Source organism: Mesorhizobium sp. LCM 4577, from assembly GCF_001854795.2.
Classification (GTDB): Bacteria; Pseudomonadota; Alphaproteobacteria; order Rhizobiales; family Rhizobiaceae; genus Mesorhizobium; species Mesorhizobium plurifarium.
In genome coordinates, this window is the sequence record NZ_MDDU01000004.1 from 199,976 (window position 1) to 220,588 (window position 20,613).

The 20,613-nt window shown below is 65.3% G+C and carries 20 protein-coding genes; 13 read left to right on the top strand and 7 right to left on the bottom strand.

Annotation, left to right across the window (positions count from 1 at the left end):
* Nucleotides 1–3 precede the first annotated feature (3 nt).
* Nucleotides 4–1,146: an aminotransferase class V-fold PLP-dependent enzyme gene (locus LCM4577_RS09475; protein WP_040980462.1), complete on the top strand. Its 1,143-nt coding sequence runs from the start codon at nt 4–6 to the stop codon at nt 1,144–1,146.
* Nucleotides 1,147–1,149: 3 nt separating this feature from the next.
* On the opposite strand, the gene LCM4577_RS09480 is transcribed toward LCM4577_RS09475, so the two are convergent.
* Nucleotides 1,150–2,127: a LysR substrate-binding domain-containing protein gene (locus LCM4577_RS09480; protein ID WP_071070889.1), complete on the bottom strand. Its 978-nt coding sequence runs from the start codon at nt 2,125–2,127 to the stop codon at nt 1,150–1,152.
* A gap of 145 nt (nt 2,128–2,272) precedes the next feature.
* Nucleotides 2,273–3,598: an amidase gene (locus LCM4577_RS09485; RefSeq protein WP_052457641.1), complete on the bottom strand. Its 1,326-nt coding sequence runs from the start codon at nt 3,596–3,598 to the stop codon at nt 2,273–2,275.
* 372 nt (nt 3,599–3,970) lie between these two features.
* On the opposite strand from LCM4577_RS09485, the gene LCM4577_RS09490 reads away from it, so the two are divergent.
* The 12 genes from LCM4577_RS09490 (at nt 3,971) to LCM4577_RS09545 (ending at nt 14,751) form a co-directional block, all read left to right on the top strand.
* Entirely contained in the window at nt 3,971–4,759 is a 789-nt protein-coding gene (locus LCM4577_RS09490) for a transporter substrate-binding domain-containing protein (protein WP_040980458.1), read from the top strand.
* Nucleotides 4,760–4,830: 71 nt separating this feature from the next.
* Nucleotides 4,831–5,553, top strand: a complete 723-nt coding sequence (locus LCM4577_RS09495; protein ID WP_071070891.1) for an ABC transporter permease — start codon at nt 4,831–4,833, stop codon at nt 5,551–5,553.
* Between the two features lies 1 nt (nt 5,554).
* Nucleotides 5,555–6,241: an ABC transporter permease gene (locus LCM4577_RS09500; RefSeq protein WP_071070893.1), complete on the top strand. Its 687-nt coding sequence runs from the start codon at nt 5,555–5,557 to the stop codon at nt 6,239–6,241.
* A gap of 158 nt (nt 6,242–6,399) precedes the next feature.
* Entirely contained in the window at nt 6,400–7,278 is an 879-nt protein-coding gene (locus LCM4577_RS09505; protein WP_040980451.1) for an ABC transporter permease, read from the top strand.
* Nucleotides 7,275–8,120: an ABC transporter permease gene (locus LCM4577_RS09510; RefSeq protein WP_071070895.1), complete on the top strand. Its 846-nt coding sequence runs from the start codon at nt 7,275–7,277 to the stop codon at nt 8,118–8,120. The genes LCM4577_RS09505 and LCM4577_RS09510 overlap by 4 nt, the downstream gene beginning before the upstream one ends.
* A complete protein-coding gene (locus tag LCM4577_RS09515) occupies nt 8,117–9,259 on the top strand; it encodes an ABC transporter substrate-binding protein (protein WP_071070897.1) in 1,143 nt (380 codons plus the stop codon). Before LCM4577_RS09510 ends, LCM4577_RS09515 begins: the two co-directional genes overlap by 4 nt.
* A complete protein-coding gene (locus LCM4577_RS09520) occupies nt 9,252–10,409 on the top strand; it encodes an ABC transporter ATP-binding protein (RefSeq protein WP_071070899.1) in 1,158 nt (385 codons plus the stop codon). Before LCM4577_RS09515 ends, LCM4577_RS09520 begins: the two co-directional genes overlap by 8 nt.
* Before the next feature lie 206 nt (nt 10,410–10,615).
* A complete protein-coding gene (locus LCM4577_RS09525) occupies nt 10,616–10,864 on the top strand; it encodes a DUF1127 domain-containing protein (protein WP_157900455.1) in 249 nt (82 codons plus the stop codon).
* Nucleotides 10,865–11,111: 247 nt separating this feature from the next.
* Complete coding sequence (locus tag LCM4577_RS09530) at nt 11,112–11,690, top strand: OsmC family protein (protein ID WP_071070903.1); 579 nt, start codon at nt 11,112–11,114, stop codon at nt 11,688–11,690.
* A gap of 59 nt (nt 11,691–11,749) precedes the next feature.
* Entirely contained in the window at nt 11,750–12,976 is a 1,227-nt protein-coding gene (locus LCM4577_RS09535; protein WP_071030819.1) for an NAD(P)/FAD-dependent oxidoreductase, read from the top strand.
* 12 nt (nt 12,977–12,988) lie between these two features.
* Nucleotides 12,989–14,281, top strand: coding sequence for an NAD(P)/FAD-dependent oxidoreductase (locus LCM4577_RS09540; RefSeq protein ID WP_071070905.1), 1,293 nt, complete (start codon nt 12,989–12,991; stop codon nt 14,279–14,281).
* Nucleotides 14,278–14,751 carry a MaoC family dehydratase gene (locus LCM4577_RS09545; protein ID WP_244508265.1) on the top strand — a complete coding sequence of 158 codons (474 nt, stop codon included), beginning with the start codon at nt 14,278–14,280 and terminating at the stop codon, nt 14,749–14,751. Before LCM4577_RS09540 ends, LCM4577_RS09545 begins: the two co-directional genes overlap by 4 nt.
* A 19-nt stretch (nt 14,752–14,770) precedes the next feature.
* Here LCM4577_RS09545 and LCM4577_RS09550 read toward each other — a convergent pair whose 3' ends face one another.
* The 5 genes from LCM4577_RS09550 to LCM4577_RS09570 all read right to left on the bottom strand — a co-directional run bounded on the left by LCM4577_RS09550 (nt 14,771) and on the right by LCM4577_RS09570 (nt 20,514).
* Nucleotides 14,771–16,306 carry an alpha/beta fold hydrolase gene (locus tag LCM4577_RS09550; RefSeq protein ID WP_244508266.1) on the bottom strand — a complete coding sequence of 512 codons (1,536 nt, stop codon included), beginning with the start codon at nt 16,304–16,306 and terminating at the stop codon, nt 14,771–14,773.
* A gap of 169 nt (nt 16,307–16,475) precedes the next feature.
* A complete protein-coding gene (locus LCM4577_RS09555) occupies nt 16,476–17,432 on the bottom strand; it encodes a DMT family transporter (RefSeq protein WP_071030817.1) in 957 nt (318 codons plus the stop codon).
* Between the two features lie 104 nt (nt 17,433–17,536).
* The gene (locus tag LCM4577_RS09560) at nt 17,537–17,818 is read right to left on the bottom strand and encodes a hypothetical protein (protein ID WP_244508267.1); all 282 of its coding nucleotides are present in this window, start codon (nt 17,816–17,818) and stop codon (nt 17,537–17,539) included.
* Between the two features lie 208 nt (nt 17,819–18,026).
* On the bottom strand, nt 18,027–19,178 hold the full coding sequence (locus LCM4577_RS09565) for an FAD-binding oxidoreductase (protein WP_083354679.1): 1,152 nt from the start codon (nt 19,176–19,178) through the stop codon (nt 18,027–18,029).
* A gap of 16 nt (nt 19,179–19,194) precedes the next feature.
* Nucleotides 19,195–20,514 carry an aspartate aminotransferase family protein gene (locus tag LCM4577_RS09570; protein ID WP_071070909.1) on the bottom strand — a complete coding sequence of 440 codons (1,320 nt, stop codon included), beginning with the start codon at nt 20,512–20,514 and terminating at the stop codon, nt 19,195–19,197.
* Nucleotides 20,515–20,613 lie beyond the last annotated feature (99 nt).

Below are 20,613 nucleotides of genomic sequence, written 5' to 3' on the forward strand. Positions count from 1 at the left end.
GCCATGTTGAGCTGCCAGCGCGATCTCTTTTCCATACCCCGCGAGACGGCCTATCTCGACGCCGCCTACATGTCCCCGATCCCGAATGCCGCGGCCGCGGCCGGAGAGGCCGGCGTGAGGGTGAAGGCCGAGCCCTGGAAGATGACCATCGCATCCTATTACGACGAGGTGGAGCAGGCGCGGCAGCTCGCCGCCTCGATGATCGGCGCCGCCACCGACGACATCGCCATCGTCGCYGCCACCAGCTACGGCATGGCGATCGCGGCCGCCAACGTGGCGGTTCCGGCGGGTTCGGCGATCCTTCTCATGGAGAACGAGCACACCTCGCACCGGTATGTCTGGTACGATCTGGCGCAGCGCTCGGGCGCCCATGTCGACATCGTTGCGCAACCGGCCGACGGCGACTGGACCGGCGCGATCGTATCGGCAATCCGCAGCTCCATCCGTCCCGTCGCGGTCGTTGCCGGCACTCTCGTCCACTGGTTCGAAGGAATGGCCATCGACCTCGAGGCCGTGGCGGAAGCTGCACGTGCGGCAGGCGCGGCGCTTGTCGTCGACGGCACCCAGTGGGTGGGCGCGGTGCCCTTCGACGTGCGTCGCGTGCGGCCGGATTTCCTGGCCTTTGCCACCTATAAATTCCTGCTCGGCCCCTATCGCCTGGCCTTCCTCTACGCCGATCCGCGCTGGCACGAGGAGGGCCGCACGCTGGAGCATCATTCATGGAACCGCCTGGGGGGCGACCGGTCCGACTTCTACAACGTTACGGTGGCGGAGTTCCTGCCGGGCGCGCGCCGGTTCGACATGGGCGAGCGCTCCGACTTCGCGGTGCTGCCGATGGCGATCGCCGCCATGACGCTCATCCGCGATTGGACCGTCGACCGGGTGTTCGAGCGCCTTCGCCACCTCAACGAGCTTGTCTGGGCCGAGGCGGAAAATCGCGGCCTGCCGGCCGTGCGGCCGCGCTTCCCGACGCCGCATATCTCGATCCTCGATACCGGCGATCGCCTGTCACCGAATGCGGCGCAGGAATTGAAGCGCGCCAATGTGCACGTCACGCTCCGCGGCACCAAGATGCGCGTGTCGCCGCACGTCTACAATGACGAAGCCGATATCGACCGCCTGTTCCTAAGCCTGCCGCTCCGCTAGCGCCTAACCCTGCTTCGCCCTCAAGGCGCTTATCCCGGCGTCCACGCTGTTCATGAAGCTGCGCGTGGTCTGGATGAGGTGCTCGGTGAAGGCGTCCGCCGCGGTCGAGGCGATAACGCCCCATGGACGGTAGACGCTGAGATTGAGATCGAGATGCGGTCGGAAGTCCCTGATCTCGATCGGCAAATCGCGCGCGAGCCACGCGGAAAGTCGGTCCACGACCGTCACGCCCGCCCCCGCCGCCACCAGCGCGATGCAGGCGCTGGAGAGGCTCGCCTCCACCTTCAGCACACGCTTGACACCGCGTTCCTCGCAAAGCGCGTCGAGCTGGCGCCGCATCGGATCGGCCGAGCCCATCGAGATGAAATCGAGGCCGTCGAGATCGTCGGCCTGGATGACATCGAGCTCAGACAGACGATGATCCACCGGCATGACGCATACGGGCGGTGTCGCGGTCAGCGCGCGCCTGACGATAGAAGGATTCTCGTCCGACGCGGTCACCCCGATGCCAATGTCGAGTTGGTTGCGGCTTGCCCGCTGCACCACCGTCGCGGAGCTGCGGATGTCGAGCGAGATGGACACGGACGGATGCTGGCTCGAGAAGCTGGTTATGATGGACGGCAGCAGCGTGGAGCCGAAAGCCGGCAGCGCGCAGATGTTCAGCCTGCCGCTGCGCAGCTCGCGGATTTCCCGTGCGGCGCGCGAGATGCCGCGCGCGGATTCGAAGACCCGCTGCACCTCGGCATAGAGCATGTGCGCTTCGGGAGTCGGGATCAGCCGCTGCCGGCTTTTCCTGAACAGCTGGAATTCCGCTTTCTCGGTGAGCTGCTGCAGCATCTTGCTGACGGCGGGCTGCGTGATGTCCAGCGCGTCGGCCGCCTTCGTCGTCGTCCCGTGCAGCATCACGGACGCGAAGATCTCGATCTCGCGGGGCGTGAACTCCGCGTCTTTCGCGATCGTGTCCTTTTCACTGAACTTCATAGACCCTGCCCGCCGACAAATCGCTGCGCCGTCGAAGCAAGTCGCGGCCGGGCGATGTTAACGGGCCACGCCGGGTGTTCCAATAGCCAAACGAATGAAGTTTATTCCTATAGGTTATGAAGCGYCGCAAAGGCTGGGATGCTCGTCAGCCGCCAACAAGGGTTTCGGCAAGGTCGAGCAAGGCTGCATCGCGGCCTGGAAGAGCGGCAAGCTGCACCGATACCGGCAGGCCGTCCGGCACGCCCAGGGGGACGGCCAAGGCAGGCATGCCGAGCATATTCGCCCAACGGCGGAATCGGCCGCCGGCCATCCCCCACGACACCATTTCCCCGTTCACCAGCGTGAGCTCGTCCGACAGCCGGGGCGCCGCACCCGGAGCAGTCGGGACGGCCAGCGCATCCAGGTCTGCCATCCTTGCCATGAACCGTGCGCGCGCTTCCGCTCGGATCGCGATGGCCCTGTCGTAGGCGTCCGCGCCGATGCCGGTGCCGTCCCGCAGGAAGGTGCGAACCGCGTCGCCGACCAGATCCGGGTTCTTCTCGATCGACTCCCGGTAGATCTGCGCAAATTCGTATTGCAGGATCGTCAGACCCGCAGAGACGAACTCCTCCCTGCCGTCGAAGGCGATTTCCACCGTGCGAACCATCGGCTGATCGAGCAGCGCGGCCAATGCGGTTTCGACAGCGCCGTCGACAGGAGCGCCGGTCAGCTCCGGGCAGATGCCTATGGTCAACCCGGTTCTCGATGCGCTTGCCCCGCCCTGCGCGCCGAGCGGTTTTCCGGCCATAGCCTCGGTCACCAGGCGAACATCCCGTGTCGAGCGCGCCAGCACRCCGACGCAATCCAGCGAAGGCGCGATGCCCATCACGCCCTTCGTATCGATCAGGCCGTTGCTGGGCTTGAAGCCAAACAATCCCGTTGCGGCGGCCGGGGAACGGTTTGAGCCGCCGGTGTCAGTGCCGATCGCCGCTGCGCAGAAACCTGCTGCAACCGCAGCCGCCGATCCGCTGCTGGTGCCGCCCGTTCCACGGCTTCCATCCAGCGGATTGGCGACCTTGCCGAACCACGGGTTGTCATGCCCGCCGGCACAGAGCTCGTGCAGGTTGGTCTTGCCGATGATGATCGCGCCCGCCCGCTGAAGGTTGGCGATACAGGCTGCCGTATCTTGCGCGACCTGGTTGCCGAACAATCGGGACCCGCCGGTCGTCGGCCAGTTCTTCACATCGATAATGTCTTTGATCGCGATGGGCACACCGTGCAGCGAACCGCGCCTGCGGCCCGATCGGATTTCGCGCTCTGCCTGAAGCGCGGCATCAAGGGCTTCGGCTTCGCTCACGAAGATCATCGCCCTGATCTCTCCGTTCAGCGCGTGGATCCGCTCGAGACAGGTCTCCACGATCCTTACCGGCGAGAGGCCGGAAGCGATTTCTTCATCCAGCGCCTCGATGGACCCGCAGGGATCGGTTTTCATTCGGCAAACTCAAGTCGCACGAGACCTCGCTATCAGCATCCAAGGACTGGATCGACGATGGCACAAGCGGGATTTGGCGGACAGTGCCGAGCCTATTGCCTTCGGGTTGAGGCTAACGGGGAAAACTCATAGCCCGGGTCGGCATGGCGGTTCAGGCACAGCGACCTGGCCCGACGGACGATGCATTTTGCCCACCGCAGCACGAGCCCGACTGCACCATCCAAAGCCTTGCGGCTGTCATAACTATTGGTGATGAACCGCGCCGCGGAGGGCATTAGATCGGCTTGATTTGACCTGTTAGCGTTTTCGGACATCGGCTGAAAATCATCAGCGCGAAAAGATAATTCAGCACAAACAAAAAGGGGAATAACCATGAAGAAGCTTGCACTCATCGCATCGCTGATCGCGGCGGCCCTTGGCGCCGCCAGCGCTCCCTCGGCAGCCGCCGACGACGTCATCCGCTTCGGCGTCGCGGCCGAGCCATACGCGCCCTTCTCGGTCAAGGACGCCAGCGGCAAGTGGCAGGGTTGGGAGATCGACCTGATGAATGCCGTGTGCACCGAGATGAAGGCGAAATGCGAGATCGTCGATATCGCCTGGGACGGCATCATCCCCGCGCTGCTCGACAAGAAGTTCGACGTGATCTGGAGCTCGATGTCGATCACCGACAAGCGCAAGGAGGTCATTGACTTCACCGACAAGTACTATTACTCGCCCAACGTGCTCGTCGGCGCCAAGGCCGACACGCGCAAATTCGACGTCACCAAGCCCGAAACGTTCAAGGGCGTGGCCGTGGCGGCGCAGAATGCGAGCCTGCAGGCGACCTACATGCAGGACAAGTTCAACGGCATCGCCGACGTGAAGATCTACCCGACGCTCGACGACGAGATCGCCGACATGCAGGCCGGCCGCGTCGACCTGATGGCGGCGGCGGGCATCCAGATCCAGGATTTCCTGAAGAAGCCGGAAGGCCAGGCCTATGAGGTCAAGGTGACCCTGCCGCACGAGAAGATGTTCGGCTACGGAGACGGCGGCGGCGTGCGCAAGGAAGACACGGCGCTCAGGGACCGTCTCAACGCGGCGCTTAAGGCCGTGAAGGCCAGCGGCGAGTACGATACGATCACGAAGCGCTATTTCGATTTCGACATCTACGGCGATTGACCTGCCGCTTTTCGGCATCATGCTCCGGTGCCGGCCGATCGGCCGGCACCATCGTCATTGGAACTTGCCGCATGGATTCGATGGTGTCTTGGCTGACCCTGCTCGGCTTCGGCGACAAGGGCTGGGGCGACGAATTGCTTCGCGGCGCCTGGCTGAGCCTCGAAATGTCGATCAGCGCCTATGTCGTCGGCCTGGCGCTCGGCCTCGCCGGCGCATTGGCCAAGCTTTCGAAGCGTCGCACGGCCGTCTTCGTCGCCGTCGCCTACACGACGATCATCCGCTCCATCCCGGACATCCTCATCATCTTCCTCATCTACTACACCGCGACGGACGCATTGCGCTCGGCCGTGACTTTCACGGGGCTCGCTTCCGAATTTCAGATCAACGGCTTCGTCGCGGCGACGCTGTCGCTCGGGATCGTGCAGGGCGGCTACAGCACGGAAGTGCTTCGCGGCGCGATCGCGGCCATCCCGCGCGGCCAGGCCGAGGCGGCGCATGCGCTAGGCCTGACCCGCCGCCAGACCTTCTTCCTGGTGACCCTGCCGCAGATGATCCCGCTGGCGCTGCCGGGGCTCGGCAATTTGTGGCTGGTCGTCCTGAAGGAAAGCTCGCTGGTCAGCCTCATCGGTTTCACCGAGCTGGTTCTCGCCGGCAAGATGGCTGCCGGCGCGACACGCGATTATTTCCTGTTCTACTGCGCGATCGCATTCGTGTTCCTGGTGATGTCCGGCCTGTCGGCGATGCTCTTCCACGCCTTGGAAACATCTACCGCCAATCCCGGGAGGCGCAGATAGCGTGACTGAGTTCGGGCACTATCTCGCCAGTCAGCTCCTGGCTGGCATCCAGACCACCGTCATCCTCTTCGTCGGCTGCGCGCTCGTCGGCAATCTGCTGGCCATCCCGGTCGCGCTTGCCAAGCTGTCGGCAAGGCCATGGCTGCGCTATCCGGCGGTCGCCTTCATCCTGGCCTTCCGGGGCACGCCACTGCTCGTCCAGCTCTATCTTTGCTACTTCGGCGTCGGCCAGCTCCTCGCCGGCGTGCCTTCGATAAGGTACAGCCCGTTGTGGCCGATGTTGCGGGGCGCTTACTGCTATGCATTCCTCACCCTGTCGCTCAACACCGCGGCCTATTGCGGCGAAATATGGCGGGGCGCGATCCAGGCGATACCGGACGGGCAGCGCGAGGCCGGACAGTCGCTTGGCCTGTCGAAGACGCGCATCATGATTTCCGTGCTTTTGCCCCAGGCCTTCCGGTTGGCGCTGCCGGCGATCGGCGGGCAGAATATCCTGCTGCTGAAGGGCACGGCGCTCGCTTCGACGATCACGGTGTTCGAGCTCATGGGCGCGGCGAACCTCGTCCGCGCGCAAACCTTCCGGGTCTATGAGCCGCTGTTTGCCGCAGCGCTCGGATATTTCCTGCTGGCATCGTTGGTGACGGCTGGCTTCGGTTTCTTCGAACGTCGGTTGGCCCGAAGGTATTGAGGGGCGCGAGAAGCCGCCCCGGTCTCACGAGACCGTCGCCCCCTCCCCTGGCTGAATCGAATTTGGGCCACCGCCTGTAGACATCGCGGCGGCAATGAAACAATCTTCACTGCGGGAACATAAGCGCCTCGAAGAAGGCGCCTTACCTTCGGGTGCGCATGAACAATCGCTGGACCTTGTACGATCCACGCCTGGCCTGGATGCTGGTTGCACCGGTGCTTCTGCTGCTGATCTTCTTCCTGGTGCTGCCGATCGCGGTGATGGCGGCCTATACGTTCTTCACCTTCGTCACCGCCGGCGTCGAAACCAGCGCGTTGACCGCCGCCAACTGGCAGGAATTCTTCACCGACAGCTACTATTCCGGCTTCCTTCTGAAGACGCTGCGCGTCGGCGCGATCACCGCGCTGCTGTGCGGCGTGCTCGGCTATTTCCCGGCCTATTTCATCTGGGCGACGAGCTTCAGGCACAAATGGCTGCTCTTGCTCCTGCTCATCGTGCCGTTCTGGATCAGCTTCACCATCCGCACCTTTTCCTGGATCAACATCCTGGGCGAACAGGGCGTCATCAATGTCGCGCTGCTCAGGATGGGCATCATCAGCGAGCCGCTGCCGATGCTCTACAACGAGGGGGCGGTGATCCTGGGGCTGCTGCACTTCCTCCTGCCMTACATGATCCTCAACGTCTATGTCAGCCTCGAGGGCATCGACCGCACGCTGATTGCGGCGGCCCGCTCGATGGGCTGCACCAGCGCGCAGGCGTTCCGCGAGGTGACCTTGCCGCTGTCGCTGCCGGGTCTCGCGGCCGGGCTGCTGCTCTGCTTCGTGCTGGCGGCCGGCAGCTATGTGACGCCGCAATTGCTGGGCTCGGGCCGAGACGCGCTGTTCGGCAATCTGATCTACGACACCATCATGGGCGAATTGAACTGGCCGATGGGCGCCACGCTGTCGATCGTGCTGTTCCTAGTGCTCGGCTTCTTCGCCGCCATCTACACCCGCTACATGGGCATGTCGCAGATCGTCAAGGGGCTTGGCGGATGACGAAGGCTGCGCGGCGCAAGGAGGAAGGCAGATGGGCCTGGCGGCTGACCGGCTTCGTCACGCTCTGCGTCTACATCTTCATGTTCGCGCCGATCGTGGCGACCGTCATCCTGTCTTTCAACGCCTCGATGTTCGGCGGCTTCCCGATGACCGGCTTTTCGCTGCAGTGGTACGCCAAGCTGATGAACAATGACGCGGTGCTGACGGCCTTCCGCACCTCGCTGTGGATCGCGCTGGTCACTGCTGCCGTCACCACGGCCATCGGCGTCGTCACGGCTTTCGCGCTGGTGCGTTTCGAGTTCCGCGGCAAGCAGGCGCTGAGCACGCTGGTGATCCTGCCGGCGCTGGTGCCGGAAACCATCCTCGGCGTCGGCCTGCTGGTGCTGATCAAGGCGGTCGACCAGCCGCGCACGATGCTGCTTCTCGTGCTTGGCCATATCCTCTTAGCGGTGCCCTATGTGGTGCTGATCGCGCAGGCACGGATGATGGGGATCCGGCGCGTCTATGAGGAGGCGGCGCTCTCGCTCGGCGCCTCGCGCTTTTCGTCCTTCCGCGAGATCACGCTGCCGCTGCTCATCCCGGCGGTGGTCGGCGGCGCGCTGCTCGCCTTCACCATTTCGTTCGACAACACCTCGGCCAGCCTGTTCTGGCGGCCGGCCGGCGTCGAGACCATGCCCACCCAGATCCTTTCCATGCTCAAGATTTCGATCAGCCCAGAGATCAACGCGCTCGGCACCGTGATGATCCTGGTGACCGTGGGCATCCCGTTGATCGGCGGCCTGATCCTGCAGAGCTTGACCAGACTGAAAAGACGCGGCGAACCAAAGGAGGAAGTACGATGAAACTGACGACGACCAAGCGGCTGGAACGGCTGCACGACCGGTATGCCAACGGCGATCTGAGCCGCCGCACTTTCCTGACGCTGACGGCGGCGGCCGCCGCGTCGGCGGGGCTTTCCATGCCGTGGATGGGCCGGGCGCTCGCCGCGGTCGAGGAAGTCCGCTTCGACGGCTGGGGCGGCACGGTGCAGGACGCGATCGACAAGTTCGCCTTCCAGCCCTACACGGCCRAGACCAAGATCAAGGTGGTGCAAGGCACGTTCGGCGACGAGGACGAGATCATCACCAAGATCAAGACCGCTAAGCCCGGCGATTACCAGGTCATCCATTCCTCGGGCGTCAACTACTACATCAAATACGTCAATGGCGGCCTGACCTCGGAGATCAACGAGGCCAACATTCCCAACATGGCGAATGTGCTGCAGCCGATGATCGAGCCGTTCCGCAAGCTGACGCCGAAGCTGTCGGCCGTTCCTTACGACTACGGCACGACCGGCATTGCCTACAACACCAAGGTGATCTCGCCCGAAGAAGCCAAGGAAAAGGGCGCGGCACTCCTGCTCGACAAGAAATATGCCGGCAAGGTCGGCGGCTATTCCGACATGACGACGCGCGTCTGGTACGCGGCCTTGGCCACCGGACAGGATCCCAACAACCTCAAGGACATGGACACGATCTGGGCCAAGGTGCGCGAGACGCGCGACCTCGCCAAGAAGTTCTGGAGCTCCGGCGCGGAGTTGATGGACCTGCTTTCCAAGGGCGAGATCGTGGTGACCGACGCCTGGTCGGGCCGCGTCGCGGCGCTGCAGGATCAGGGTCATCCGATCGGCTATCTCGATCCGGCCGGCTCCTATGCCTGGATGGAGGACATGCTCATCCTGAAGGGCTCGCCGATGACCGAGTGCGAGGAGCTGATCAACTTCATGCTCGACCCGGCGACCTCGATCGCGGTGGCCGAAGGGCAGAGCTACCCGCCGTCGCTCGACCCGACCAAGGTCAAGCTCACCGACAAGATCGCGAAGCTGCCGGCCTTCGACCCGACGGGCACGATGAAGGCGCTGACCTTCGCCGATCCGGTCTACTGGGCGACCAATGAGGACGCCTGGACCAAGCAGTGGAACAGGATCTCGAAAGGTGCCTGACAGCCAGGACACGAAAATCCATCCCCGGCCGGCCTCGGCCGGGGCACAAGGCGCGGGCGCGGCCGCCGGGGCGAACAGCCCGGCAGTCGAGTTCCGCAACATCGACATCGCCTACGGCAAGTTCGTCGCGGTGCGCGATTTCTCTTTGTCGATCCGCAAGGGCAGCTTCGTCACGCTGCTCGGGCCATCAGGCTGCGGCAAGACGACGATCCTGCGCTCGATCGCCGGGCTGGTCGACATTTCGGCCGGCCAGATCATGATCGGCGGCCGGCGGGTCGACGACGTGCCGATCTACAAGCGCAATATCGGCCTGGTGTTCCAGAGCTATGCGCTCTTTCCCCACAAGAGCGTGTTCGACAATGTCGCCTTCGGCCTGAAATACCGCAACGTGGCGAAGCCCGAGATCAAGCGCAAGGTCGGCCAGGCGCTCGACATGGTGCAGCTGCCGGGCAGCGAGAAGAAACTGCCCTCGCAATTGTCGGGCGGCCAGCAGCAGCGCATCGCGCTGGCGCGCGCCATCGTTTTCGAACCGCAGGTGCTTTTGCTCGACGAACCGCTCTCGGCGCTCGACGCCAACATGCGCGAGGAAATGCGCGTCGAGATCAAGAAGATCCAGAAGGAAACCGGCATCACCGCCATCTTCGTCACGCACGACCAGGAAGAAGCGCTGTCCATGTCGGACCGCATCGTGGTGATGAATTCCGGCTCGGCCGAGCAGATCGGCACGCCGGAAGAAGTCTATGAGCGCCCGGCCACCGCCTTCGTCGCCGACTTCCTCGGCAAGGCCAACATGCTTTCGGGCACCGTGAGCCGATCCGACGGGCCGACAATTGTCACCCTGGCCAGCGGCCAGTCGGTTAATGTGCTGTCGCCCAAGCCGCTGGCGACCGGCAGCGCCGTCACGGTGGTGGTGCGGCCGCAGAAACTGGCGGTCGGCGGAGCGAACGCCAACCGCCTCCCCGGCCGCGTCGCCTCGACTTCCTATCTCGGCGGCAGCGCCATCTACGAGGTCGACATCGGCGGCAAGACGAGCATCCGCGCCAACGCCGCGATCAACGGCCGCGTTCTGCGCGAAGGCGAAGCGGTCGAGCTCAGCTTCGACCCGGACGATTGCGTCTTGCTGGACGAGAACGGACGGCGGATTTCCTGAGGTCGGGCCACGCTGCGCAAGCCTCGGCGGCAACCCTCGATTCAGGTCCGGTTCTAATCGACACTCGACCGGCAGGGCGCCGGTCGCAAAACCTCGATTTCCACGGCAAATTCGACGTCCGTTCCAACGCTGGCTCCCCCGGTCGTAAGCCACAAGTCCTGCCATCGACGACGCGAACGGTCGCGCCGCAAAGGATGGAGACGACGATGACGAGTTTGGAACACACCGCTTGTGAAACCGGCCGATCGGGCCGCGGCCTGGTCGACTTTGCCAGCCGCGCGCTCTGGCATTTCTATCGCGCGATGAGGATGCGCAGCGACCGCGCCGCCATGCAGGCCATGCCCGATTATCTGCTCAAGGACATGGGTGTCGCCCGTTCGGAAATCGACCATTACACCTCGATGCGCTACGCGGCGTCCGACACCGACCGGATGGATATCGGCAACGTCAGATGACCGCCCATGACGAGCGTGGCTGTGCCGCCGACATGCTCCGGGCGCTTCCCACCTCCCGGGATTTTTGCGCTTCGGCGTATTCGCTTCATGCGTAGGCCATGCCGTTTCAAACGATACGTCAAACGGCAATTTCCACGGTAGGCGTATGAAAAATTCCACGGTCGCATCCACTCTCGTTCAAACGCTCCATCGGCAAACAGAGGCCGTCACGGCAACCAAGCCGCAAACGAACCTTTGGAGATGAAAGATGCAACCCAACACCAAACCTGCACGGCTTCCGCTCAATGGCGTCGACACGCCGCACCTGATGGCGACGATCAATTTCGTCGCCGGGCAGCCGGAGCTCGCCAAGTTCCAGTTCCGCGCCCACAATGAGTGGATCGAGGGCACGCACAGCAAGACCGTCATGAACGGCTTCTTCGGCGCCGGCAACGAGCAGAAGCACGAGAAGCCGCACTATGCCGACGCCGACCATCCGGCGATCCTGTGCGGCGCCGACAATGCGCCGACGCCGGTCGAGTGGCTGCTGCACGGCCTGGCCGGCTGCCTGATGGCGGGCGTCGCCAACATCGCCGCCGCGCGCGGCATCAAGCTCACCAAGGTGAAGTGCTCGGTCGACGGCGACATCGACCTGCGCGGCATCCTCGGCATCTCGGACGAGGTCCGCAACGGTTTCCAGAACATCCATGTGTCGTTCGAGATCGAGGGCGACGCGCCGGCCGAGAAACTGCAGCAGCTGGTCGAGCAGTCGCGCGCCCGTTCGGCGGTGTTCGACGTGCTGACCAAGGGGGTGCCGGTCACCGTCGGCATCAAGACCATCCAGTAAGCCCGCAGGCGGCTCGGGCCTGATCCGGGCCGCCTCCCCTCCTATCGACGGAATGAACCATGAGACGCTCGGACGTCGTCATCATCGGCGCGGGCCAGGCCGGCCTCGCACTCAGCCATTGCCTTGGCCAGGCCGGCATCGATCATGCCGTGCTTGAGCGCGGCCGCATCGGCGAGCGCTGGCGCTCGCAGAGCTGGCGCTCGCTTCGGCTGCTCACGCCGAATTGGCTGAATGCGCTCCCCGGCTCGCCCTATGGGGGCGGCGATCCCGACGGCTTCATGAGCAAAGGGGCTTTCGTGGAAAGCCTGGAGCGCTACGCCTGGCAATGGCATGCGCCAGTCGAGACCAATGTCGAGGTCACATCCGCCAAGCGGACCGGCGACGGCTTTGCCCTGCGCACCAGCGCCGGCGACTGGTCGGCGCGCGCGGTCGTCGTGGCGACGGGACATTGCGACCGCCCGGTCATCCCTTTTTCGGCCGAGACCCTTCGCGGACCGCTCAGCATTCACGCATCGCAATATCGCTCGCCTGGCGAGCTGCCGAGCGGTGGCGTGCTGGTCGTCGGCGCCTCGTCCTCCGGCGTGCAGATCGCCGACGAGCTCGCCCGCGCCGGGCGGCGCGTGGTGCTTTCGGTCGGCAAGCATACGCGGCTGCCCAGAACATGGCGCGGCCAGGATATCTTCTTCTGGCTCCGCGCAATGGGCCTGATGGCGCAGCGACCGGAAGACCTCGCCAATCCGGAAGCCGCCCGGCGCCAGCCATCGCTGCAGCTCGCCGGCCGGCCGGACAAGGCCGATGTCGATCTCGCCACGCTGCAGGCGCTCGGCGTGGAACTCACCGGGCGGGTGCGGCGCGTCGGCGATCGCGTGATCGGCTTCGCCGGCGATCTCGGCCAGCACGTCGCAGCGGCCGAAGCGAAGCAGGCGCGCCTGCTCGACCAGATCGACCGCTTCGCGGGTGTGGCGACACCGTACCGGCCCGAGCCGGTGGCGCTGCCATCGACCTGCGTAGAGCGGGTGTCGCTGACGGACGGATCGATCCGCAGCATCGTCTGGGCGACCGGCTATGCGCGCTCGTTCGACTGGCTGGAGCCGCTGGCGCTTGGCGCCGATGGCGAGCTGGCGCATCAGGGCGGCGTCACCAGCGTGCCTGGCCTCTATGCGCTCGGCTTCCGCTTCCTGCGCAAGCGCGATTCCAACTTCATCGGCGGCGTCGGCGCGGATGCCGAGGCGATCGCCGCCGAAATCTCGCGTTATCTCGACTGCAATGGCCGCAAGGCGGCCTGAGGATCTACGACCATGGCAACCATCTCCCTCATGGCCTCCCCCAAGCGTGGCCATTACGACGCCATCATCGTCGGCGCGCGCTGCGCGGGCGCGGCGACCGCGATGCTGCTCGCCCGCGCCGGCCTCAAGGTGCTGGCGATCGACCGCAAGCCCTATGGCTCCGACACGCTGTCGACGCATGCGCTGATGCGGCCCGCGGTGCTGCAATTGTGGCGCTGGGGTTTGCTCGAGCCGGTGCTTAAGGCCGGCACGCCGCTGATCGAGACAACGACCTTCCACTATGGCGACGAGGAGATCGCCATCCCCCTCGCCTCCGCCGGCTCGGATCTTCCTGGCCTGATCGCGCCGCGGCGCACCGTGCTCGACCGCATCCTGGTCGACGCGGCGCGCAAGGCCGGCGCGGAGATCCTGCACGAAATGGCGGTCGGCGATCTCTTCGCCGACACGCGTGGCCGCGTGCGCGGCATCGAGATCCGCGCCGCCGGCCGTGCTGCCGTGCGGGTCAGCGCCGATATCGTGGTCGGCGCGGACGGCGTCGGCTCGCTGGTGGCAAAATGCGTCGACGCCCAGACCTTGCGGCGCGGCGCAGTGTCGGCTGCCCACGTCTATGGCTATGCACCGATCGAGCCGGGCGCCGGCTACCACTGGTATTTCCGCGACGGGATCGCCGGCTCCTTCATCCCGACCAATGACGGCCTCGCCTGCATCGTCGCCTCGGTGCCGACGAGCCTGTTCGACCAACGCTTCCGCCTCGGCCACGCCCGCGCCCGCATGGATGTGCTCGAAGCGCTTTCGCCGGCGCTGGCCGCACAGGCGGCCAACGCGCCGAAGGATGCTCGCCTGCAGGCGTTCCGGGGCGTGCCTGGCTATATCCGCCAGGCGCACGGTCCGGGTTGGGCGCTGGTGGGTGATGCCGGGTTCTTCCGCGACCCGATCACCTCGCACGGCATTTCGGACGCGCTGCGCGACGCCGAGAGCCTCGCGCGGGCGATCCTCGACGGCTCTGAGGCGGCATTTTCGGTCTGGCAGCGGCAGCGCGACATGATCGCCAATCAGATCCTCGACACCACCGACGCCGTCGCCGGCTTCGACTGGACGCTCGACGATCTCGGCGAGCGGCACCGCCGCTTCAGCGCCGTGCTCAAGGCCGAAGTGCAGGCGCTGGCCGGGCACCCCATGCCGGCCCGCCGCGCCCCTTCCTCTGCATCGCGGCCGTCAGCCCACCGGGCGCCAGCCAATCAGGACGAGCCGCCGGCTTCGGCCGGCTCGAACCTCAATCGCAACCGAACCGGAGCAAGATCATGACTTTGCATTCGATAAAGGATKGGCATGTGATGAAGGACGGCTGGGTCGGCGTCATCAAGGGCCGGCCAAAGGTGGGTGCTTTCGCCGAGCGCTCGCGGCGCACGCAGCCTCAGGATATCGATGCTTTCGCCGAGATGACCGGCGACCGTAACCMATTGCACTACGACAAAGCGCTGGCCGAGGCTTCGGTGTTCGGCAAGCTCATCGTGCAGGGCGGCGTCACCTCCGGCATCCTGAATGCGGTGGTGGCGGAGGACCTTCCCGGCCCCGGCTCGGTGTTCCTTGAAGTGGCGTGGAAATTCGTCAAGGCGGTCGGCGTCGGCGAACTGATCACCGGCCGGGTCGAGGTCAAGGAGGTGCGCGCCGACAAGCCGATCACCAAGCTGGAGACATCGGTGCGCAACGAAGCCGGCGAGCTGTGCCTCACCGGCACCGCGACGGTGTTCACCGTGCCTTTGGCCAAGGGCTGAGGGCTTCGCGAGCACCCAATTATCCGCCAGCCGTCTCGGCGATGAAGGCGCGGACGTGATCGATGAACTCCTCGAAGGCCGGCTCACCTTCGAGGAGGATGTGGTTCTGACTCTCGAGCTCGATAAAGCGCGCGCCGGGAATGCCCGCTGCCATCGTGCGGCCGGACTCCACCGGTGCCACGTTATCGTCCCGCGCATGCAACACCAGTGTCGGCACGCGCACCTTTTCCAACAAGTCGCTGACATCGATCACCGAAGAGGCGCTCTGCAGCCGCCAGGCATCGTCGGGTGAGACGGTGCGCAGCATCAGGTCGTCCATCCAGGCGAAATGCTCGTGCGTGGCGCCGGGGATAAACATCGAGCAGAAGGCCTGACGGAACATYGGGTTCGGCTTGCCCCAGTTCTCGCGCATCAGCGTCGCGGCAGCTTCGCGCGTCGCGATCTCGCCGGCGTCGCCGCGCGCCCGCCAGCCTTTGACATAGCCGCCGTAAAGGATCATGCCCGACACTTTCTCGGGGTGGCGGATGGCATAGGCGATGGAAACCGCGCAGCTCTGCGACAGGCCGAGCAAGGTGAAGCGGTCGAGCCCTGCCGCCTCGACCACGCATTCGAGGTCCGACACCATCGTCTCGAACGAGATGTCGACGACGTGCCGCTGCGACAAGCCGTTGCAGCGCTGGTCATAGCGCACCAGCCGGTTGTGGCGCGACAGTTCCCCCATCCAGTGCCGCCAGATCGGGCTGTCCCAGTCGAAGGTGAGATGCGACATCCAGTGCGCGGCGCGCAGGATCGCCGCGCCGCTGCCGGTGCTGGCATAGGCGAGCCTGGTGCCGTCGAGAGCCCGGCAGAATTGCACGGCGCGGCCGGGATCCTGTGCCGGCGCGGCGGGTTTCGACGGCGCCTGCGCCGGTCGCGCGGCGCCCGACTGGGGCGCGCGGCTCGTGGCTTGAGCGGCGGCCGACCGGACCTGGCCCTCCAGCGCCTGGATCTCGGCGGCGAGGCCGGCGTCGTCGGGGACGAGGCGGCGCAGGCGCTGCGCAAGCGGCAGCGCCCGCCGGGGCTGATCCGTCAGGCGCTCGACCAGCTCGCGCAGGATGCCGAGCTCGACGATCTCCACTTCGCTGGCGATCGCCTGCCGCCAGGACTCGTATTCGAAGCATCGTTCGAGCGAGAGATCGGCGAGAAAGCCGCCGCGGATCGAGGCAAGGACGGCTTCGAGCTCCTCGGTCGAGTGGGTCGACAGGTCGGCCTTCACCAACGGCGCCAGCCGCGCATAGTCCGTCTCGAGGTTGAGCGCTACGGCGTTGCGATCGGCGATGAGGGAGGATTCGCCGCCGTCCAGCACCTGGCGGATCTTGGACAGGCTCCAGCGCAAGGCGCCGCGCGGATCGTCGGGAATGTCCCAGAATATCTCGCACAACCGCTCGCGCTGGTGCTGCCTGGCGGTGACGGCGAGGTAAGCGAGCAACGCCCGCGTCTTGCGCGACGGCGGCAGGTCAAGCGGCGCGCCGTCGCGCGTGACCTGCAAATCGCCAAGCACGCGCAGTTGAAGCATCTGCTGGCCGCCGTTCATGCGTTCACGCGCTTGTCGATAGCCATGATCCCCCTTCGGCCCTGGCCGGCGCCGCGAAGGGGCAGCCAATAGCAAAATTGGCTAATTTAGGAAAGCGTTGCGCATGGCACCCAGCGTACATGGACCTGAAATGACGCTGCTCGCCGCTCCGTCATGCCTTTGCCGCAACCGCCCTCGGCTTGATGACCGTCGCCAGCACAACCCCGACCACGATGAAGGCCGAGCCTACCAGATCATAGTCGTGCAGGCTCTCGCCGAGCAGGAGATAGGCGAGGATGGCGACGAACAATGTCTGCAGATAGAGCAGCATGCTTGCCCGGCTCGCGCCCAGCGTCTCGACGCTTTTGTTGTAGAGATAATACATCAGCGCGCCGCCGGGACCGGCCAGATAGGCGAGCGCGAGCAGGCCATTGCCGTTCAGGGCGGAGCGTTCGTCGTTGAAGATTTCCCAGAGATGGAACGGCAGCGCCACCAGCGCCCCGGCGCCGAGCAAGAGGACCACCAGCGGCAGGAGTTGGAGGCCGAATTTGGAGCGGCGCAGCAGCACGGTGTAGAGCGCCCAGCAGAAGGCGCTGCCGACGATCCACAACTCGCCGATGTTGAGGCGCAGGTGCACCAGCGCGTCCAGCTTGCCATGCGCGACGATGACCAGCATGCCGGCAAGTGCGGCAATCGCGCCGAGCGACTTCCAGAGGCCGAGCGGCTCGCCCAGCACGAGGCGCGCCAGCACCATGGTCATGATCGGCGACATTGCCATGATGATGCCCGCCGTGGTGGCGTCGGTGTCGTTCAAGCCATGGTAGATCATGCCCTGGCAGAGCGTCAGGCCGATCGCTCCGACAGCGACGACCTCCAGCGGCCGGGATTTGAGGAGCGCAATCATCGCGCCGTGATGGCGGTGCACGATCGGCAACAGGATGGCGCAGGCGAGCAAGAGCCGCCAGAAGCACAGCCCCCAGGGCGGCATTTCCGGCGCCACCCATTTGGCCGCGATATAGACGCCGGCCGACAGCAGCCAGCACAGCACGGCAGCGGGATAACCGCCCAGGGAAGGTAGCGAGATTGCGGCAGGTTGCTCTGCCGGATGCGCTATCGGTATCGCCTGCATCGCATGCCCCCCGTTCGATGAACGCCGGCCCAGACGTGAGCGGCAGTCTACCTCATTCCCGGGTTGTTACATATGGCCGCCGATGGAGAGCCATGGTCCAAAGATCAGTGCGGCGTGCCGCTAGCGGGATGCAGCAGGTCCCAGGCCGAGCCAACGCGACCGTGGAGCTGCGACGCAAAGCGTTCGGCTTCGGTGTCTTCGAGGCCGTCGTCGACAAGCGCCTCGATGCTTCGCCGCAGCAGGGCGAGCTGCATCTGCCGTGCGTGGCCTTTGTCCGTTTCGCGCATGATGGCAGTGACGTGATAGGCCACGACAGGCTGGCCGAGACAGGACAGAAGCGCGCCCGACTCTGCCGTCGCTGCAGTAACTGCTTCCTCGATATTCATGCCGGCGCTCCTCATCAAAGATGCTGGGCGCCTCCCCGGCAGACGGCGGCGATTATCCGCCGCTTCTTTGCTGATTTCGACAGCCGCGCTCATCGCTCACGACCAAAATCAGTATCCTCCAGAACCGTATTTAAGGCGACCGGATAGTTAATTGATGGTTAACGGGAACGATCGCATCTTATGCGTCCCGACCGGCTTGGCGCATCGGTCAGTGACCGAGGACATTGCGCTCGGCCGATGGCGCGAGGCTCTGCGAACCGGGTACCGAAACCGGCGCGCCTCGAAGCACCCAGTCTGCCGCGATCTGGCCGATCACCGGGGCAAGCTGGATGCCGTAGCCGCCGGCGCCGGCGGCGGTGATCAACGTTGGTTCCGAGGCGTCGAGCGGCCCGACGAAGGGGCGATGGTCGGCGGTGACCGGATAAAGACCCGCCCAGCCCCGGCCGAGTCGTGCGCCCGGCAGGTCGGGAACACGTTCTAAAAGCAGCTCCGCCAGATCGACCTTGGACTGCTCTTCGCACTGTTCGTTGTAATTGTCGGGATCTTCCGGAGCGATCGAGTTCACCTTGTGGATCTCGGCGATCAGCTCGCCCGGCTTTTCGTGGCGGAAATTGAGGCCGCTGCCCTCGCCGTTCACCAGGTCCATCACCATCGGCATGGTGTAGCCGAGCGGCTCGTCGAGATGGATGACGACGGCCTCGTGGCGCTCGGGCCAGATGTGCACGCGCTGGCCGAAAAGTGCTGCGACCTGCGGCGCCCAGGCGCCAGCCGCATTGACCACGGCATAGCAATCCATCGAGCCGCCGCTGGTTTCCAGCGTATAGCCGCCCGGCCGCCGTTCAACGCCGAGCAGCTTGCGGTACTGGCGGATCTCGCCGCCCTTGGCGCGGACGATGCCCGCCAGGAAATTGCACATCTCGTGCGGGTCGAGGAAGCCGTTGTCGGGTCCGAACAATCCGCCTTCGAGCCCATCCGGATTGATATGCGGAACGAGATCCCTGAGTTCGTTGGCATGGATCAGGCGCGACCTCAGCCCTGCTTCGGCCTGGATCTCGACCGATCTCGCGAAGAGCGCCATCTGCGCCGGCGTACGGGCCAGCCGCAGATAGCCGATATGGTTGAAGCGAAGCCCCTCGCCTTCCCATTGGCGGAACCGGCGCAGCGAATGGACGCGCARCATGATCTCGAACGGGTCGGTCAATTGCGACCCGACGACGCCGACCGACCGGCCACTCGACCCCGAAGCGATCGACTGGGCTTCGAGCACGGTGACGCGAGCGCCCTGTTCGACGAGATTGAGCGCCGTGCACATGCCCAGTGTGCCCGCGCCGATCACAACGACATGAGGAGAAGCTGTCATTCACGGTTCTCCTCGATCAGGATTGCGCGGCGATCTCGCCCAAGGTCTCGTCGATCGCATGAAGGATGGCACCGGCATCCGCCTCGGTCATCGGCGTCGACAGCGCGAACAGGCCGTAGCTGGCGGAGAGCACGCCACGGCCGAGCAGGCCCTTGTGGAAGGCGTCGAATTTCTTGCGCTCGGCCTGGCCGGGATAGATGGAGCGGTAATCCGTGACGGGATGCGACGTGAAATGAACCTTGAACAGCGAGCCGAGGCCGACGCATTGGCCGGCAAGCCCGCGCCTTTCGAATGAAGCGCTGACGCCGTCGCGCAGGAACGAGCCAAGATGATCGAGATGGACGAAGCTTTCTTTCGTCAGCGCCCGCATCGAGGCAAGGCCGGCGCGCATGGTGACGGGATTGGCGGTGAAGGTGCCGCCATGCGGAAGCGCGGGCTTGCCCGCGGTCGGATCGAACACCGCCATGATATCGGCGCGCCCGCCAACGGCGCCCACCGGAAAGCCGCCGCCGATGATCTTGCCCAGCGCCGTCAGGTCGGGCTCGATGCCCCATAGGCCTTGCGCGCCAGACCATCCCAGGCGAAACGAGATGACCTCGTCGAAGATGACCAGCGCACCCGCCGCATGGGCGATCTCGACCATGGCTTGGAGGTAATCCCGGCGCGCCGGGATCAGCCCGGCGCGGTTGGGCATCGGGTCGATCAGCACGGCCGCGATGGTCTCCCCCTCGGCGGCGAAGACGGCGCGCAGCGCCTCGGTGTCGTTGAAGGGCACGGCGATCACGTCGTCCAGCACGCCGCGCGGCGTGCCCCTGGCATAGGGCGTGGACCTCGGCAGGTCGCCCCAATTGGCGGGCGAGGAGTCCAGGCTCACTTCGGCGAAATCGTAGGAGCCGTGATAGGCGCCTTCGATCTTGACGATCTTCGGCCGGCCGGTGAAGGCGCGCGCGGCCTTGATCGCCATCATCACGCCCTCGGTGCCCGAGTTGGTGAAGCGGATCTGGTCGACGGAGGGCAGCCGCTCGACCAGCAGCTCGGCAAGCTCGATCTCGCTCAGGGTCGGGGCGCCGAAGGCCGTGCCAAGGGGCAGCTGATCGGCCACGGCCGCGGTGACGTCGGGATGGGCATAGCCATGGATCATGGCGGTGAAATTGTTGATGCAGTCGTAATAGGCATTGCCGTCGACATCCCAGACCCTGCAGCCCTCGCCGCGTTCGGCATAGATCGGAAACGGATCGACGAAGACCGTGGTGCGCGTGTTGCCGCCCGGCATCACCTTCCTGGCGCGCTCGAACAGGGCTTTCGATCCGGGCATGGCGTCGGGATATTGCGGCATGGCTCTCCGAGGCGACTTCGACCAATGAAACAGCGACGCAACCGCCGCTCGTCACGAAGCTACGGTTCGTTTCCGCGCCGGCGCAATCAGCCAGACCGG